General features: G+C 42.3%; 9 protein-coding genes and 3 pseudogenes. 10 read left to right on the forward strand and 2 right to left on the reverse strand.

The window, feature by feature from the left end:
- From LNTAR_RS18415 to LNTAR_RS18425, 3 genes and pseudogenes are all read left to right on the forward strand, one after another.
- Nucleotides 1-297, forward strand: a pseudogene (locus LNTAR_RS18415) (C4-dicarboxylate ABC transporter); the annotation flags it as partial.
- Entirely contained in the window at nucleotides 278-796 is a 519-nt protein-coding gene (locus LNTAR_RS18420) for a TRAP transporter small permease (protein WP_007280265.1), read from the forward strand. The pseudogene LNTAR_RS18415 and the gene LNTAR_RS18420, both read left to right, overlap by 20 nt.
- Nucleotide 797: 1 nt before the next feature.
- Nucleotides 798-2,072 (forward strand): TRAP transporter large permease, encoded by a 1,275-nt coding sequence (locus LNTAR_RS18425; protein WP_007280266.1) that lies wholly within the window; start codon nucleotides 798-800, stop codon nucleotides 2,070-2,072.
- A gap of 172 nt (nucleotides 2,073-2,244) precedes the next feature.
- On the opposite strand, the gene LNTAR_RS26055 is transcribed toward LNTAR_RS18425, so the two are convergent.
- Together LNTAR_RS26055 and LNTAR_RS18435 are read right to left on the reverse strand one after the other, a co-directional pair.
- Complete coding sequence (locus LNTAR_RS26055; RefSeq protein WP_157473708.1) at nucleotides 2,245-4,587, reverse strand: formylglycine-generating enzyme family protein; 2,343 nt, start codon at nucleotides 4,585-4,587, stop codon at nucleotides 2,245-2,247.
- 182 nt (nucleotides 4,588-4,769) lie between these two features.
- Nucleotides 4,770-5,936 (reverse strand): IS256 family transposase, encoded by a 1,167-nt coding sequence (locus tag LNTAR_RS18435; RefSeq protein WP_007279126.1) that lies wholly within the window; start codon nucleotides 5,934-5,936, stop codon nucleotides 4,770-4,772.
- A 453-nt stretch (nucleotides 5,937-6,389) separates the two neighbouring features.
- Here LNTAR_RS18435 and LNTAR_RS18440 point away from each other — a divergent pair, with 453 nt between their 5' ends.
- From LNTAR_RS18440 to LNTAR_RS28020, 7 genes and pseudogenes are all read left to right on the forward strand, one after another.
- Nucleotides 6,390-7,598 (forward strand): sialate O-acetylesterase, encoded by a 1,209-nt coding sequence (locus LNTAR_RS18440; protein ID WP_007280268.1) that lies wholly within the window; start codon nucleotides 6,390-6,392, stop codon nucleotides 7,596-7,598.
- Complete coding sequence (locus tag LNTAR_RS18445; protein WP_007280269.1) at nucleotides 7,598-8,221, forward strand: DUF6288 domain-containing protein; 624 nt, start codon at nucleotides 7,598-7,600, stop codon at nucleotides 8,219-8,221. Before LNTAR_RS18440 ends, LNTAR_RS18445 begins: the two co-directional genes overlap by 1 nt.
- A gap of 142 nt (nucleotides 8,222-8,363) precedes the next feature.
- Nucleotides 8,364-9,841 (forward strand): annotated as a pseudogene (locus tag LNTAR_RS26740) (ISNCY-like element ISLar7 family transposase).
- Nucleotides 9,842-10,025: 184 nt separating this feature from the next.
- Nucleotides 10,026-11,870 carry a DUF6288 domain-containing protein gene (locus LNTAR_RS18465; RefSeq protein WP_337998510.1) on the forward strand — a complete coding sequence of 615 codons (1,845 nt, stop codon included), beginning with the start codon at nucleotides 10,026-10,028 and terminating at the stop codon, nucleotides 11,868-11,870.
- A gap of 566 nt (nucleotides 11,871-12,436) precedes the next feature.
- Nucleotides 12,437-12,568: a hypothetical protein gene (locus LNTAR_RS28275; RefSeq protein WP_274377892.1), complete on the forward strand. Its 132-nt coding sequence runs from the start codon at nucleotides 12,437-12,439 to the stop codon at nucleotides 12,566-12,568.
- 2 nt (nucleotides 12,569-12,570) lie between these two features.
- Nucleotides 12,571-13,911, forward strand: coding sequence for a group II intron reverse transcriptase/maturase (gene ltrA, locus LNTAR_RS18470; RefSeq protein ID WP_007280274.1), 1,341 nt, complete (start codon nucleotides 12,571-12,573; stop codon nucleotides 13,909-13,911).
- A gap of 1,286 nt (nucleotides 13,912-15,197) precedes the next feature.
- Nucleotides 15,198-17,474: pseudogene (locus LNTAR_RS28020) on the forward strand (3-keto-alpha-glucoside-1,2-lyase-like domain-containing protein).
- Nucleotides 17,475-18,376 lie beyond the last annotated feature (902 nt).

Consider the following 18,376-nt stretch of genomic DNA (forward strand, 5'->3'; position numbering starts at 1 on the left):
TGCATCAATATGACAGCTCACGTGAGAAGCTGGATTTATGTTGTCATCGGAGAGGTAAAGCTCAATAGCATGCCTCCGGAACTCCAGGCAATTGTTAAGCAAGCGGCAGTGGATATGCAGACTTATGAAAACGAACTCTTTTTAGCAGAAGAAGAAAAGCTCAAAGAAAAACTCACTAAGGCGGGTATGACTTTGGTTGACTCCGATCAAAAGGCCTTTGCGGAAATCGCCAAAGTAGCCGTTATGGAAAGTTTAACAGCTGAACAAAAGGCTCTTCTTGAAAAAATCAAAAACTAAAACTTGTAAAGCCTTAGTGGATGGCATTTTAAAATGTCTGCAGCTTTTCTTCAATAGCCTCGCTGTTTTGTGCTTAGGCGGCATCATTTTTGTGGTCTTATTTCAAATTATTGCGCGCTACGCTTTACCACAAGCGCCCGTGTGGACGGAAGAGTTGTCGCGCTTTCTTTTTATCTTCTCAATTGTCTTTGCATCGGCTACGGTGATCATTAAGGGACGTCATGTGAACCTGGAATTATTTCATCATCGTTTATCGAAAAAAGGCACTTTGATTTGCAATTTGTTTTTTAATTTTTTACTGACGGGTTTCAGTGTCATTATTATTCCTTTTGCCTGGAAGTACACTCAAGTAGGCAGTCGCCAAACATCACCAGCCATGACAGTGAATATGAGTCTCATTTTTTCGTCGACAGTTATTTTCTTTGGCCTCGTCGCTCTTTGTACCATCCTATTAATTTTGAGAGATGCTTTATCACTCATGATCAAAGAGGAGGTTTAAGATGGAAATTGGATTACTACTAGGGATTTTTGCCGTATTGCTTTTTATTGGCTTTCCCATTGCTTTTTCATTAGGTATATCCACAATGACCTACCTTATTATGGCTGATATACCCCTCACCATTTTACCTCAACGTTTTTATGCGGGTATGGACTCTTTTGTACTCCTTTGTATACCCGGATTTATCCTTGCAGGGAATTTGATGAATGCGGGTGATATAACTAATAAAATAATTAAATTCAGTGATGCCTTATTTGGGCATATACGCGGAGGCCTCGGCCTCGCCAATGTCGGCGGCTCCATGATCTTTGGCGGTATTTCAGGCACGGCGATTGCCGACACGACTAGTATTGGGGCAGTGATGATCCCAGGTATGGCTAAGCGTGGTTACGATAAGCCTTTCGCGGCTGCGGTTACGGCTGCATCATCTACTGTAGGACCGATTATTCCTCCAAGTGTGCCGATGATTATCGTGGGTTCTTTGACTAGTATTTCAGTGGGAAAAATGTTCTTGGCGGGAGCGATCCCCGGTTTGTTGCTTGGTGCTGCGATGCTCGCAACGACCTACATTATTTCCATTATGAAAAATTATCCCAAGGGAGAGAAGTTTAGCTTTAAGCGCCTCCTACTGGAAGGAAAGGCCGCTTTTTGGGCACTGCTTCTCGTGGTGATAATTCTTTACGGCATCATCGGCGGGATCTTTACGCCTACGGAGGCCTCGATTGTAGCGTCTCTTTATGCTTTGTTTGTGGGTTTATTTGTGTACAAGACACTGAGTTTTAAAAAGCTCCCGATAATTTTACTTGATACGGTTTTGGGAACCGCGGCCTTAATGACCTTGGTGGGCATGGCGAATGTTTTTGCGTGGATTCTCGCCAGTGAAAATATTCCTCAAATGCTCGCTAATGGAATTTTATCAATAACTGATAATCCCATTTTGGTGATCCTCTTTATCAATATTCTCTTGCTTTTTGTTGGGAGTTTTATGGAGACAATTGCGGCACTTATTATTCTTTTTCCTTCACTCTTAAAAGTAGCCGAGGGCGTAGGAATGGATCCAGTTCACTTTGGTGTGATGGCGGTGCTCAACCTAATGATTGGTTTAACTACACCTCCGGTAGGTGTTTGTCTCTTTGTTGCTTCTGAAATAGCCGAGACACCGCTGAAAAAAGTGATCAAGGCTTTATTTCCTTATTTAGCCTGTAACTTAATTGTTCTGTTGTTGGTGGCCTACATACCACAGATTTCGCTGTGGTTACCAAGTTTGTTTAAGTAAGAGAAGGTATCGGCGCTGGCTCAAGGTATCGCCGCCGGCTCAAGGTATCGCCGCTGGCTCAAGGTATCGCCGCTGGCTCAAGGTATCGCCGCTGGCTCAAGGTATCGCCGCTGGCTCAAGGTATCGCCGCTGGCTCAAGGTATCGCCGCTGGCTCAAGGTATCGCCGCTGGCTCAAGGTATAGGTTTTAGAGAAATAGATTTGAGGGCAATACCACTTTGGGGAGGCTGATTGCGTTGGAACTTCAGGATGTTTTTACCAGGATTGAGTTTTACCTTAATTGGAGCACTGTCTTGCCATTCTCCTAGAGTAAAGGGTAAGTTGATTTCGTGGCTTGTTTGGTTTAACTCAAGAGAAAGGTTTTGACTATGCTTATTCGTCAGGACTAAGCAACTTAGCAGGTAATCCCCAGCTTTATCAACATTGATTTCATATTCAAATTCCGTGTATACTGCTTGAAGCGGTCCCTGAGGATCATTTTTGGGACTTTGGGCGTAATAGTTTTTATCGTAGGTATCAGCTACTCTTTCGAGAACATTCCCATAGATATCGTAAAGGCCCCAGGGGTTGGCCTTTTTTTGACCCACTTCATGGGACTTGTTGGCCCCATTGCTCTTGGCCCAAGCATAGCTTTCCAAGAGTGATGAGTCTCTGCCAAAAAACCATTTGTTCGTACTTCCAGCCCGAGCGGCAAATTCCCATTCAGCTTCAGTAGGTAAGCGAATATCGCGTTTCGTTTTCAGAGAGAGATTTTCGCAAAACTTTAAAGCCTCTTGCCATGAGATATTATCGGCTGGGTAATTGGAGCCCTTAGTAGAGCGACTAGAATTGTAGCCCATGATAGCCTCGAACTGAGCTTGAGTGATTTCATACTTCCCCATATAGAAGCCTTTTGTTATATTGACTTTGTGTTTAGGAAGTTCCACACAATGCCATTTACCATCTGTTTTACTTTCTCCCCCCATTACAAATGATCCTGGCTTAATATAGACAAAGTCAATCTTGAGCTCATCGTTAATCTTTATAGAGAGTTCTTTGGAGGGAGCTCCACCATCATGGCTTAAAGCAGCTCTAAAGCCCCAGTTTTCATACCGGCCATAACCACTACTTGGTAAGCGCCACCCAGATGAACAGGCTTTTTCATCACCTTTCCATGAGCCACCGCGTAAAAGCGTTATGCCCTTTAAATCAAAGCGTGGTAAAAATACTTGAAAACCCTGTTCAAAGTTTTTCATTGTCGTAATACCTTTAGCTTCATTTTCCTTGTAAGCTGAAGCAGGAATAGAAATACTGCCATCAATATGGTACAATACTTTTTTAGCTAATGTAGTGAGTTGCGCAGCCATTTTTTTATCATAAGCTTTGCCGTCGGCTTCTCCTAAGTTAGCTCCTACAGCTTTGAGAGTTGTTGATTTTAATTTTTCAATAATCATGGCTTGTTTATCTAAAGCTCTCTGATTCCATAAACCTGGTTTTTCTTTGTCGTGTACTCCATAAACCCTTTTTTCTCCACTCACATCTCCAGCCCATTGAGCACGCTTGACTTGTATGAATTCATAAGGGGCCTTACGAGCCTGTGTGCTGGAAAGAAAATCTTTATCTTTGACATAGAGGGTTTTTGTCCAACCTGCACCCCAGCCACCACCAAGGCAAACGACCCAGCCATCGCTCGTGAAACGGGCTAAAGCACCATGTCCACGACTAGGACGCGCAATTGTAGGTACACCAAAAGCGCGAAGGATAAAGCGACCAAAAAAAGCTCGTCGTCCGCAGATCCCACCATTCATCAATATATTTTGGTATTTTTGTAATTCAGACAAATCATATTTGACATCACCAGAGCCGTATTTAACATCTGTACTTACGATGCGAACATAACGCCATGCTTCATTAGTCGAAGTAATATGATCGGGGCGATAGTTACGCATCATTTTTCGGCCCCAGGCTAGAGTCTCATTGGGCTCATCGCCATTCACCACCATGCGTAATTCCCAAATACTTAATTTAGAGAACTTAGAATCCAGCTCTCCCTTCATGTAAGCTTGTTCATAATGCTTATATCTTTTAATTGGGTCGACAAATTCAGGAGCCTCAAGTTTTGCCAATGGATTACTCTGTTTGATGGGAACGGAGTGTTCCAAACTAATGGCTAGGGCTAATCTTTGAAATAAACCAGACTCAGCTCCAGGGTGCGCATGGCGAATACCTTTATAAATTTTTATCGCGGGTCCATACTGCGCGGAACCAAAACTTCTTCCTTTTGATGGACGTTTTGCGCCATCAGCAATCAACATTTGAATCATTAATCGGGAATCAGATAATAAGTCGTCAATTAATTTTTCTTGAGCACTGCTTTGTTGTGCAAACTCAGCTAAGCCTTGAGGGCTAGCCTCATTTAAAACGACAAATTTGGCTAATTTTGCATCGTATGTTTCTTGCGTAAGAAAAGCTTCTCGCTGCGAATTTGTGTTCAGCTTATTAACCGGACGAAGAAGTTCTTTTTGTAATTGAATCATTGATGATTCATAACTTGATTCTAATTGTTTCCCTTTCAGAGAAAGTGATGTTTCGGTCTCCGCAAAACTTAGCAAGGACAAAGTGAACAGTAGAAATATTCCTGTCCTTTTAAGAATGGAAAATGTAGTTTTATTCAGATAGAGTCCCGTTGTTTCTGTAAATTGGTGTTGACCAATTTTAGTTAAACAGATAGATAAACTCTTTTTGTAGCTATCCAGGTTTCATCTAATTCCATAAGAATAGCGGATGCTAATCTAAGAAGTGAAGCTTCATTTGGGAATATAGATACGGTTCTAGTTCGCCTGAGAATTTCTCGATTCTGTCTTTCAACCATATTGGTCGTTCTCAGTTTTGTCCAACAAGAACGCTCGAGATCGAATACAGAAAAGCCTTCAGGAAGTGCAGATTCCATCCATTCAGATAAATGTGAAGCCTTTTCTTCATACTTTAAGCAAGTAAGCTTTAAAAGCCTTTCAGCCTCAAGCTTTGAAGGTGCATTAAAGATATCTCTAATATCTTGAGCTACTTCTGAGCGCATAGCTTTCTTAGGGACATAAGCACCAGCATTTTGCTGTAAGTGAAATTGACATCTCTGCCATGGGATAGAACCAAATACAGTCTTTAACGCTGCTTTTAGGCCCGAATGACTATCACTGGTAATCATCTTGAGGCCATGGAGTCCTCGAGCATTCAATGACAGAAAAAAGTTCCTCCAATGAACTTCCGCTTCACTTAAAGAAACACTTGTTCCGAGGACTGAACGTTTTCCTGATTCATCTATTCCATAGGCAATAAGTAAAGCACAATCTCGAACAGTCTTATCTACTCTAACCTTCTCGTATCTCGCATCCACCAAAAGATAAGAATATTTACCTAAAGGACGGTTGCGCCACTTTTCTAAACTCTCATCTAGCTCAGTTACCACACGGGATACCTGTGATTTACTTACAGATAGACCACATATTTTCTCTAAAAGTTTAGTCACCTTTCTAGTCGATGTCCCCTGAATATAACTCTCTGCCATAGCTGTCATTAAAGCTCGTTCACTTCGCAAGCCTTTCTCCAAAGAACTTGGATAAAAATCAATTTCACCTCTGACTTGAGGGATATTAAGCTTCATTGCTCCAAGTCGAGTGTTTACAGTTTTATTTTTATAGCCATTAGCATAACCCAAGCGACTTTCATTACGTTCATATGGATCAGCTTCAAGAGAATTACTTCTCTCCACTTTCATCGCTTCATTTAATAAAACTCTCATCGCTTCAAGCATTCCGCTTTCGCCGTTTTCTGTAACTTGTTGGATCATTTCTAATAAGACGCTACTGTTTTCTTGTGTAGAGTGGTGCATAATAATTCCTTGTGGGTTGTTTTGGTACAACACCACTCTGCATCTTCTTTACCCCGAGTTACAAACAACTTCCTCAATTTCGCTCCGACGAGAAAGTTCCCATTCTCGCGAAGTCTCGGAAGCTATTCATAACTCTTAAAGTAGAGCAATAGCAGAATTTACAGAAAATTTGGGACACTACCTTTATTCATGTCATCATCTCTGATAGTTAATTGATTGTTTATAAGGATTTTGCAAAGAATATTATCGTCTAAATCAATAAAATGACAGCTTATCAAAATATAGTTAAAACTCATCTATTAGTAGAGCTCTAGTCACGCAATAGAATTTCATGACAATTGTATTAGGAGCCTGACTATATGTTAAGATATTGCTAATAAATAAGCTGATCACAATAAAGATCTTCTTAGTACGTTTAAGAGAGTGAATTATTGTCAATAATGGGATGTGTTAATGAAATTTTTTTATGCCTTAATTAGTTTGTTAGTTGTTTTTGGAATAGAAGCCAAGCCGCTAAAAGTGTTTATCTTGGCTGGCCAGTCCAATATGCAAGGGCATGCCAAGGCCTCGGTGATTGATTATATGAAAGAGGATCCAAAAACCTTAGATCTCTATAAAAAGATGCACGAAAAACGATCCAAGATTAAGGTCTGCGATGAGGTTTTTATCTCTTATTTAACAGGTAATGGCAATAATAATATGGAAAGCCACGGACCTTTGACGAGCGGTTTTGGCGCAAGGCGCAATCCCAAGGTTTCGGATGATAAAATCGGCCCTGAGTTTACTTTTGGTATCGTCATGCATGACTTGCTCAAGGAGCCGGTTTTGATTATCAAAACGGCTTGGGGCGGCAAATCGCTTTTTAAAGATTTTCGACCTCCAAGTGCAGGGCCCTATATCCCAAATAAAATGGATATAAAGAAAAAACGCTACGATACAGTCGAGCAAAAAAAGCAATTAGAGAAGGATACTGGTCATTATTATCGGCTCATGATCAATCATATTAATACTGTACTTAAAGATATTAGACGTGTTTACCCTAGGTATAAATCCAGTCAGGGCTATGAACTCGCCGGTTTTGTGTGGTTTCAAGGCTGGAATGATATTGTCAATCGTGATGTCTATCCATATTTACAAAAGGGTGCTAAGGGAAAGCGCTTTGATGCTTACACTAATAATTTAGAACATTTAATTCGCGATCTCCGCAAAGATTTAAAGGCCCCTAAATTGCCTGTTTGCATTGGAGTTATTGGAGTTGGAGGAATAAACAACGAACGCCATCAGGACTTTAGAGACGCCATGGCGGCACCTGCTCAAAAGAATGAGTTTAAAGGAAATGTAGCTTTGGTGCAAACCGCCTTGTATTGGGACGAGCGCTTGGGCGTCATAGACGAAAAACGCAGTAAGCTGCGTCAAATGGCTTATTTATTGCGAACAAAGAACAAAAACCACGCCAATAAAGATGGCAAGATGAATGCCAAAGAGCAAAAGCAATTCATTGAAAAATACCGCGCAGAACTGATCTCTAAAGAAGATGAAGAACTCTTTGCGCGTGGGGCGTCCAACGCAGGCTATCATTATTTGGGTTGCGCTAAAACGATGGCACAAATTGGCGAAGCTTTTGCAAAACAAATTTATACACTGCAAAAGGAGCAGAAATAATGAAAACCTTTCCTATACATTACCTAATGATCAGTTTAATCTTTCCCTTATTGCTCACAGCAAAAGCCCCTGATTTAACTCAGGGGCAGGGCGTACCCGCAAAGGGGGTCAAAGACTGGAATCTGGGGCCAACTGGGGCTCGCGGTTGGATCTATAGTGATAAATATTCGACTTCTGAAGCTCGGCAGATTTATGTGACTGCAGTTGAAAAATCTTCTCCCGCGTACAAAAAGTTATTTGTTGGAGATGTGGTGCTCGGCGTAGGAAGAGAAAAGTTCAATGATGATCCGCGTAGGGTCTTTGGCCGGGCGATTGCCAATGCAGAGGCAAAGAAGGGGGGCTTAGAACTTCTCGTTTGGCGACAAGGAAAAAATCTCTCAGTTAATTTAAAACTGCAAAGTATAGGGAAATATTCATCTACGGCTCCTTTTAATTGCTCCAAGTCCGATATGATTTTAAAGCAGGCCTGTGAATTCATTGCTCAAGACTTAAAGAAAAATAAGAGGCGTTCCAATTGGATTGTGCGTTCATCCAATGCACTCGCACTTCTTGCAAGTGGTGATCCTAGCTATTTAGTGCCTGACCGAAATGAACCTAAGTCTTTTAAGTATAATAATTTATAAGGAAAATAAGTTGTGAGTTTTTCTAGAAAACAGTATTAAAGCACCCTATAAAACTTTTGTTTAAATGTATAGTACTTCATCATAAACTACTTTTATCCAATAGGATACAGATAAAATAAAAGAACCCAAGGTGTCATATAGCATGCGTAATTTTACAAGTACACAAGCAGAATTAGGAGAAAACCCACTTCTCGGAGTCACGCCAATTGAACAAGTGAGACTCGACACATACTGCCGTGATGAAATAACCAAAACTCTTCGTGGTTTACAAGAAATTTATCGAAACAAAGTTTTACTCAAAGAAATCCAAGATGTTTTGTCTGAATTAGTTCCTAAAGGAACATCCTGGAATGATGGACGTAAAGGAATGGATCTCTGGGTTGTTTTTGTTTTAGGCACTTTGCGTTTGAGCTGTAATTGGGATTATGACAAGCTCAAAAGTTGCTATGATTATCATCACAAAATTCGGGAGATCTGTGGAGTTGATCTTTTTTGTGATGTCGACATAGTTACAGGACGCCAAACATACACGATAACGTTAGCCTTTTTACAAAAGAAATTGCCAATAAAATTAGTAAGCTCGTAGTTGCTTTCAGCCATGAATTACTTTTCCCAGAAGAACGAGAATTACATAGTCGTTGCGATTCTTTTGTTTTGAAACGAATGTTCATTTCCCCACTGATTTGAATCTATTAAAAGATTCTGTACGCAAAGTATTGAGCATCGGAGGCAAATTGGCTTCATCTTTGAAAATCACTGGCTGGCGTGAAGTAAAAAGCCAGCAAAAGAAATTCCATAGCCTTTATAATAAACTGAGCAAGATGCGTCACTCTAACTCGAAGAAAGAAGAGCGAAAGGAAAAACGTCGCTTAGAAATAGAGGAGATAATTAAGGATTACCTTAGTGTGGCTCGAGCTCATTTACTCAAAGCAAGAACTCTCCAGAATTCTTTAGATGAAGAGTGTCCCAAGCTTCAGTTAAACATGGATTACACGGACTTATTCATTAAGCAAATAAGTCGTAGAGTTCTTAATGGAGAGACTATTTCACCCGATGAAAAGGTGTATTCGATTTTTGAACCTCACACAGAATGGATATGCAAAGGAAAAGCTGGGATCGTCAGGAACTGGCGTGAAGGTATGTGTAGTTGAAGATCAGTTTGGCTTTATTCTCGACCATAGGATCATGAAGGGCGAGCAGGATAAAGACGTGGCGGTTGAAATGGTTCGTAAAAGTAAGGAGCTGTACCCTGGGCTGACATCGATGAGTTTTGATAAGGGTTTTTATTCAAAGGTAGATAAGGATGGTCAAAATAATCACTCCCGCATTGAAGCATTAGAGGTAAGAGCTCACCTCCCTGTAAAAGGTCGCCGAAATAAAGCTGCTCAAGAGCGTGAAAGTAAGGAGGCCTTTGTCGTCGCTCGCAAACAACACCCCGCAGTTGAATCAGCTATTAACGCTCTTGAAAGTCATGGTTTTGACCGATGCCCTGATAAGGGTACTCCTAATTTCGAACGTTATGCCGCTATGGCGATAAGTGCCAGTAATATCCATCATCTTGGTGCTATCATCATGGCCAGAGAAATCAAAGTCCTACGTAGAAAAAGAAAAAGCGCTTAAAGCTCTTCATAATAATAAAAACGCCATTCACGACGTACTTTCTCCTGCCTTGACTTAGTGAATAAATAGAAAAAAAGCCTTTGTTCTGACGCCTAGGCCTTAAAAAAATGATAATACTATGACTGCACGACACGTATAGCCATATTTTGAATTTTTATATTAACTTAAAATCATCAACAAACTCATAAACACTGGGTTTTCGGTCACGCACTATTTAACTCTAATCAAAAAAGAAGTTGCGGAAGCCGCAAAATATCAAGGTATCCGAACGAATAGTTATTACTCATGGTTTTATGGCCCCGTTACAAGTCTTATTTCCGAGTACACGATTGCTACAGGGGATAAACGCTACTTAAAAGACTTGAAGCGCATAACCATGGAAATTGTCGAGGGGCAGAGTCCCGTAGGTTCTTGGGGGCATAAGTTTGTGGATCCCAATGGTCGCTTAAGAGGCTATGGCATGATGAATGCGCCCGGAGTTCCGCTAACAATATCTTTGGTTCTTGCACGTAAAGCCGGTGTACACAATTCTCAAATTGATACAGCCATAGATAAAAGCTGTAAGTTATTGCGATTTTATGTGGGCAAGGGGGCTATTCCCTATGGTGACCATCATCCCTGGACACAAACTCATGATGATAATGGCAAAAATGGCATGGCGGCAGTTTTGTATAATTTATTGAATGATGCCGAAGCGGCAGAATACTTTTCTCGAATGAGTGTGGCGACTCATTCGGATGAACGTGAAATGGGGCACACAGGCAATTTCTTTAATATTCAATGGGCTATGTCATCTGTAGCTCTTTCCGGCCCCCAAGCAAGTGGTGCTTGGATGCGTGAGTACGCTTGGTATTATGACCTAGCCCGGCGCTGGGATGGTGGTTTCATTCATCAGGGGGCACCCAAGGATCAGAAGGATGCCTACAGAAATTGGGATACGACTGGTGTTATGGCCTTAGCCTACGCACAATCGAAACGCCAAATCTACTTAAGCGGAAAGAAGTCACAAGTTATCCCCCAAATGTCCAGTTCAGAAGCAGAATGTGTCGTTGCCTTGGGGCGTGGTTGGACTAAAAAAAATAAGGACAAATTCTTGAGTGAAAGAAGTGATAAAGCTTTAGTTTTATCACTTAGATCTTGGTCACCAGTGATGAGGATTCGAGCCGCCAGTGAATTGGCCAAAAGAAACCCCAAAGACCTCAGGCCTTATTTAGAACTTTTGGATTCAAGTGACCTGTACGCGTCCTTAGGAGTCTGTGAACTTATGATTCATCTGAGAGGCAGAGCCCAAATCGCCGTTCCGTACTTGATTCGCTTGTTAGATCACCCCGACTTGTGGCTTCGTATAAAAGCGGCAGATGCCCTTGCAGCCATTGGTCAAGCTTCAATCAAAGCCGTACCGAAAATGCTCAAAATGTTTGCAGAGACATCCCCGGAAGATCCACGGGGAATGCTTCAGCGTTACCTCTGTTTTGCCTTGTTCAGTCGACGAACGGGGCTTTTGGGGAAATCTCTTAAGGGCGTGGATAAAAAAGAACTCTTGAAGGCGGTACAACTCGGTTTGAAAAATGACGATGGCCGAGCAAGATCAAATCTTGGGAGCGTTTATGAAAATATCGAGTTCGAAGAACTTAAACCTATACTTCCGGCTATTATTGAGGCGATTGAGACCCCGGCGCCAAGCGGCATTATGTTTGCCGATGGGATTCGTACAGCCGGTTTAAAGCTCTTATGTACGCACAAAGTGGATGTGGGTTTGGGCTTAACTGTGGATTACATTAAGAATCAAAAAAAGCACGGCAGTCAAAAACGCATCAAAGAATTAATAAAGTACGTGGATTCTTATGGTGCTCATGCGAAGAAATATATAGCGAATTTGCAAGATATTATCGAATATTTCGAAAATGAAGAAGAAGGTTTCCCCAAACACCTAAGTAAACAAAAGGCGCAGGATTTGAAGGACTTGATTGAACGAATCAAAAAATCCAATGACAGCCCAAGCTTAAAGAGTCTCAAAACGATTGCATAGAGCTCATTTTTTTTGAATATGAAAATCAACACGATTACCCACAGGCATGATAATTCGCATACGAGAAGGAGGCTGTCCTTCTTGAGCTCTCTGCAAGATACTGGCGTATGGGTAAATGCTCTTTATCCGCCTATCTGGCAAAGCTCTTGACCAAGCGACTATTAATCTGGCGATGAATTAGATTTACTTTTGAGTGCTGAAAGCACGGTATAGTACGCCTATGCGTACACAACATCAGCGAGGTGAAAGACCTCGTCAGGGTTGACCGTCAGCCCTGTAGTCGAAGTCAACTGCGTCGTTGTGAAACGGGGTGGGTAGTAGGGCCTAGACGAAATATCAGTCCGTAGGATGACGAACGCGTTTCGGCCGGTCAGGGTGTCGAGCCTGCTGTGTCATGGCGAAGACCAGAGAGCGGGAGGAAGAGCTGCGTAGCCTGAGGGCGAAGTAAGCCAACTGCTCAAGTTGTACACGCTGAAGAAAGACGGAAAGAAAAGCGGTGTATAAACGCTGACAGGTGATTGGTGATGGAATGGTATGAAGATGTTGTGGATTAAGTAGGGAGACCTGTGTGGTCAGTACGGATTAATCCGCCACGCAGGAGTCAGAGCCCTCATAGTAGCGATGAAGGTGGTGAAAGCCACTGGAGCAAAGGGGGGCAGGAAGGTGAAACTGAGAAGAAAAGAATAGAAGGAATATAAGAATGTCAGAAATGGCTAAACAAATATTACGACGAGATGAACGCTTTGTTGAAATACAAGCGTGGGCGTCACCTTCTGTCTGGACGGATCAGATGCTGAAAACTCTTCATAGAGGAGTTGAAAGAGGTAAATGGTACAGCTTATCCGATAAGTTGATGCGTAAGAATAATATCATGGAAGCTTGGGAAAAAGTCTGCTCAAATAAGGGCTCACATGGAGTGGATATGATATCAACTGAACGCTACGAGTCAGAGTTAGAACATAATAACGCTAAGCTTCTCGAAGAACTGCAAGATGGAAGGTATGATCCCCGTGCAGTGCGTCGTGTGGGAATCCCAAAAGGAGATGGTCGAAAGACAAGACCTCTGGGAATACCCACAGTGCGTGATCGAGTAGTTCAAACAGCTCTGAAACATGTGATAGAGCCGATATTTGATATCGACTTCTCGCCCTACAGTTTTGGATTTCGTCCAAAGCTGGGTTGCAAGGATGCACTTAGACGAGTGAATGAATTGTTAAAGCAGGGCTATCTCTATGTTATGGATGCCGACATCCAAAGCTACTTCGATACTATACCACATGAGAAACTCATGAGTCGAGTCAAGGAAAAGATCATTGATGGTAAAATTCTTGATCTGATCGAACAATTCCTCAAAGCCAATATCTTTGATGGTCTCAAACATTGGGAACCTGAAGAAGGTACACCGCAGGGAGGAATTATCAGTCCTCTGTTAGCAAATATCTATCTTGATCCCTTTGATCACAAGATGACCGAGGCTGGATTCGAGATAGTGCGCTATGCAGACGATTTCCTGATCATGTGTAAAAGTAAAGAATCAGCCAAAAGGGCATTGCGCAAAACGCGAAGGTGGATGAAAGCCAATGGGCTGAAACTTCATCCAGAAAAAACGCGAATTGCCGACATGACAGAGAAGTGCGAGTACTTCGAGTTTCTCGGATACCATTTCGAGAGAACGCGAAATACACATCGCATTAAACGTTGGCCAAGGAAGCAGAGCCTGAAGAAATGCAAAGATGCCATACGCAAGAAAACGAGGAGAAGCAATAAGGACTCAATAGAGGACATAATTGCTTACCTTCGGCCAAATCTTGTCGGATGGTATCAATACTTCAAGCACTCCACTGTGTATGCAATGCGAGGTATAGATGAATTTACACGCAGAAGACTGCGCAGCATTATAGCCAAATATAATCGCAAGAAAGGTTCTCATCGCATGATTGATACTCGTAAATACAATAAAGCCTACTTTACAGATCTAGGCTTCTTTTCACTGGAAGAAGTTTGGAAACTGGAATTTCAGTCTCTTCGGAGTAAGCACTGACTGGAGAGCCGTATGCGGGAGAACCGCACGTACGGTTCGGAAGGAGGGGAGACTCCGCAAGGAGTCTTCCCTACCCTTATAATTAGCCTAGCTCGTGAGAGCTAGGTATATGTGAAACAAAAAATCACGAGTTCTGAAGGAACGGCATAGTGCTCTAATCCATGCTTACAGCATTCATAATATGACTATGTACATTATTATCCCAAGGCTTACGCCATTGGGCTAAATTGAGTCATGCTTTCAGCATTATATTAAACTAGTAAAAAATCAAAGACTTGTTGTTATCGTCATAAAAAATGCCTAAATTTTTAAAGATTTAAACTTAAATGAAATAATCGTATAAAGTAAAAGTATTTAAACATCAAAGGATAATTATGAAACTAGTACCAAAATTTCTCTTTTCGTGCTCACTCATCATGAGCTTCGCAGGAACTGGCATGGCGCAAGGTACGGCCACTCCACCAGAACGCATTAAAATAGCCAATGGCTTCAAAGTCGATTTACTTTACTCAGTCCCCAGGTCTCAGGGCTCATGGGTAGCAATGTGCACCGACGATAAGGGTAGACTCATCGTCAGTGACCAAACTGGTGGCATTTATCGTTTCCCCGCCCCGGCAACGGGAAAGAAACTTGATGCTTCAAAAATTGAACAAATCACTTATGCACCAGTAAGCACACTAAAGAAGGGAGCTAAACGAAGCAAAGCTGAAAAATCACTCCCCTTACTCGGTCATGCTCAGGGCTTATGTTATGCCTTTGATAGCCTTTATGTCGTTGTTAACGGCCGTAACACACCTACGGGTTCCGGAATTTATCGTTTGCGCGATACCAATAATGACGACCGTTTCGATAAGATAGATGTGATTCGCAAACTGGATTCCACCGGTGGCGAGCATGGACCCCATGGTATTATCAAATCTCCTGACGGCAAACACCTTTTAGTTGTTATGGGTAACCAAACTGAGTTGCCACGTGATTACAGTCATTCACGTGTACCAGAACTATGGGGCGAAGATCAGCTTTTAAAACCTATCGAACACTTTATGGTGGGCTCAAAAGCACCACTTGGTCACGTTGCACAAATTGATCCGGAAGGTAAGACATGGGATGTCATTGCCACTGGTTTCCGCAACCAGTACGATATTGATGTAAACCAGCAGGGTGAACTCTTTACTTTTGACGCAGACATGGAATGGGATCTAAATACTCCTTGGTACCGCCCAACTCGTGTTAATCACATTATTGATGGTGCTGACTACGGCTGGCGTAACGGTACGGGTAAATTCATGGATTACTGCAGCGACACTTTTGGAGCCGTTGTTGACATCGGACCAGGTTCCCCAACGGGCGTAAGCTTTGCTTACGGTGCTAAATTCCCAGCTAAGTATCAACACGCTTTTTATATTAGTGACTGGTCATACGGTAAACTTTATGCCGTACACATGACTCCTAAAGGATCGACTTATACGGCGAGTATCGAAGAATTCGCCAGTGCTCAGCCATTGCCTTTAACAGATCTTCTTATTCACCCTGATGGCAATATGTACGTCACTATTGGTGGCCGCGGTGTTCAGTCAGGACTTTATCGCATTCGTTACACAGGTTCAGAGTCAACAGCTCCTGCCAAGGCCTTGGTCGGTGGTGAAGATGCTCGCGAAAAACGCAGAGAACTTGAATCGTTTCTTCAGGATGGTGCGAAGCCCGCAAATACCGCTCAGTTAGGTCAAGTTTGGAAGGCTTTGGGCTCCAGTGATCGCGGCATCCGTCACGCGGCACGTGCGACTATGGAAAAACAAGATGTCTCGAAATGGAAAAGTCGTGCTCTAAGTGAAAAAGATGCTCAAACTGCCTTAGCCGCACTCATTGCTTTAGCTCGTAAAGACAAAAATTCTTCTGCGGAGATCTTAAGTCAGCTCATGAGCTTTGATTACAAGTCTTTGAAAAAGCAGCAAAGATTGGATTTATTACGCGCTATGACTCTAGCTATGACTCGTGGAGGCAAGCCTAATAAGGCTCTATCCGGTCAGCTTGTATCTTATTTAGATCAGGTTTATCCGGCCATCACTCCAGAAGAGAATCGTGACCTCTCATTATTAGTGGGCTTTTTACAAGCTCCTTATGCTGCGCGTAAGGGGATTGAACTGCTAGTTGAAGCTTCCGGTCAAGAAGAGCAAATCGGCTATGCACTCAATCTTCGTTACCTCAACGTCGGATGGACCCCGGAATTACGTAAGCAGTATTTTGAATGGTTTGTTCTAGCGGGTGGCTACTCAGGTGGTGCAAGATTCAAAAACTACCTTAAAGATGTTAAGAAGCACGCTGTTGCCTCTGTCCCCAAGGCAGAACTGAACAAAGAACTTCAGGCAGTTATTAATAAGAAGTCAAAAAGTACTGGCCCACGCTTTAGTCTGAAGGCCCGTAGCTTTGTTAAAAACTGGACGAACAAGGACCTCAAAGAGCTTGCTGGCAAGGGCGTAGAACCGGGCAGAAACTACAAGAATGGTCGTCAAATGTTTGGCACAGGTAGCTGTTACGCTTGTCACCGCTTCAATAATGAGGGCGGGGCAGTTGGTCCTGATTTAACATCTGCTCGCGGAAAGTTCGGTGCCTATGATTTACTGGAAGCTATCGTTGACCCAGGCAAAGATATCAGTGATCAGTACGGTGCAAGCATCTTCAAATTGAAAGACGGCAAAGTTATTACTGGTCGCATTATGAACATGCGTCATCCTGAATATTGGATAAATACTGACATGATGAACCCTAGTGCAAATACCAGAGTTAATGTAAATAAAATTGAATCCATCGAAGAGTCGCCAATTTCTATGATGCCTCCGGGCCTTCTCAATACCATGACTAAAGATGATATCCAGGATCTTCTCGCCTACCTCATCTCAGGCGGCGACCCTGATCATGAATTTTTCAAAGGCAGTCAAAGTTCAGCGGGAGCTAAGCAGCTCTTCAATGGTAAAGACCTCTCTGGATGGAAGGGCGATTCCAAACTTTGGAAAGTCGAAGATGGTGTCATCTATGGTAGTACTCATGGTCATAAGATTCCTTTGAATTCATTCCTCGTATGGGAAGGTGGTGATGTTGAAGACTTCCACCTCACTTGGGAAGCTAAATTTGAAGGCAATAACTCCGGTATGATGTACCGCGCTTTTTGGAATGACGAGAGCATTTATCGCCTTAGTGGTTATCAATGCGACATGCACCCGAAACCTGAATTTGTAGCCATGCTCTATGGTGAAGGTCTTGGCGTGAAATAACTAAGACGTGGAATCATTGCTAAGCGCGGTCAAAAAGTTGAAGTTGACGCCAATAGAAAGGTGAAAGTTACTGGAGAAACAACTAAACCTGAACAGCTGGATCTGACTCAATGGCAAACTTACGAAGTCATTTGCAAAGGCAATCGCCTCATTCACAAGATCAATGGTAAAGTCACTGTAGATATTACTGACAATCATCCGGAAGCACTCAAAAAGGGCATGATTGGCATGCAGCTCCACAAAGGTGTACCCATGAAAGCTTGGTTTAAAAATATTCAGTTAAAAAAGTTTTAGTTTTATGAGGGGGGCGCTTCGCTTAGGCTAAGGCACTTAGTGCTTGGGTAGCGCTTCCGCTTGGTTGGCGCTTCCGCTTAGGTCGCGCTTCGCTTAGGTATCGCTTCGATCAAGGTTTTAGGAATCAGGTCACAGGAAAATAGAGTTGCCCCTACGACAGACGTTTGATATAAAATAATGTCCGCCTTTATGGAAATACCCTGGGAGCCCCGCATTTCAATGTGGCGTTAAGCTGCATATAAAAAATATTCATCCACAGATGTCGCAGATTTACACAGATAGGTATCGCTTCGCTCAAGGTAGCGCACTTCGTGCTTAGGTAGCGGCAGCAAGTTGCCTTAGGGATAAGGTGATAGATAAAACTCTTCTGTATTATTTAGTGATTTTCTGTGGTTAAAGTTACTTTGTTTAATTCAAAAAACCTGAACCACTAAAGAGCACAGAAAAGCACAAGAATCCTAATGAATTTACATAAATAATACGAGTACCTAATTAAAAATGTTTTATGATATATGCGTCGTTCCTTTAGAACGGGATGGGGCTTAAATGTAAGGTCCTATGGTTAATAACCATAGGCTGAATTATGCTTTGTGCCTTTGGCACAATTACAGTTAAATACTTTAGGTTTGAATGAAAATAATTGCCCAAATGCTTCTATGTTTTTTTGTGAAAAGCTTGAGCGAAGCGCTACCTTAAGCCGACAGGCGCCATGTAAGCACGAAGTGCGCTTCCTAAGGCAACTTTTTGCCGCTACCTTGAGCGAAGCAATCCCTATCTGATTTTATCCGTGGTTGAATTAATTTCTACAAAAAGCCTCTTTGCGGCGTCCACAATAGGGTGCCAATTAGCAATCGGCGCTCCTATAGTAGTCCAAGTAATTAAATAGATAAAAATAATGAGGG

It is taken from the genome of Lentisphaera araneosa HTCC2155, from assembly GCF_000170755.1.
Classification (GTDB): Bacteria; Verrucomicrobiota; Lentisphaeria; order Lentisphaerales; family Lentisphaeraceae; genus Lentisphaera; species Lentisphaera araneosa.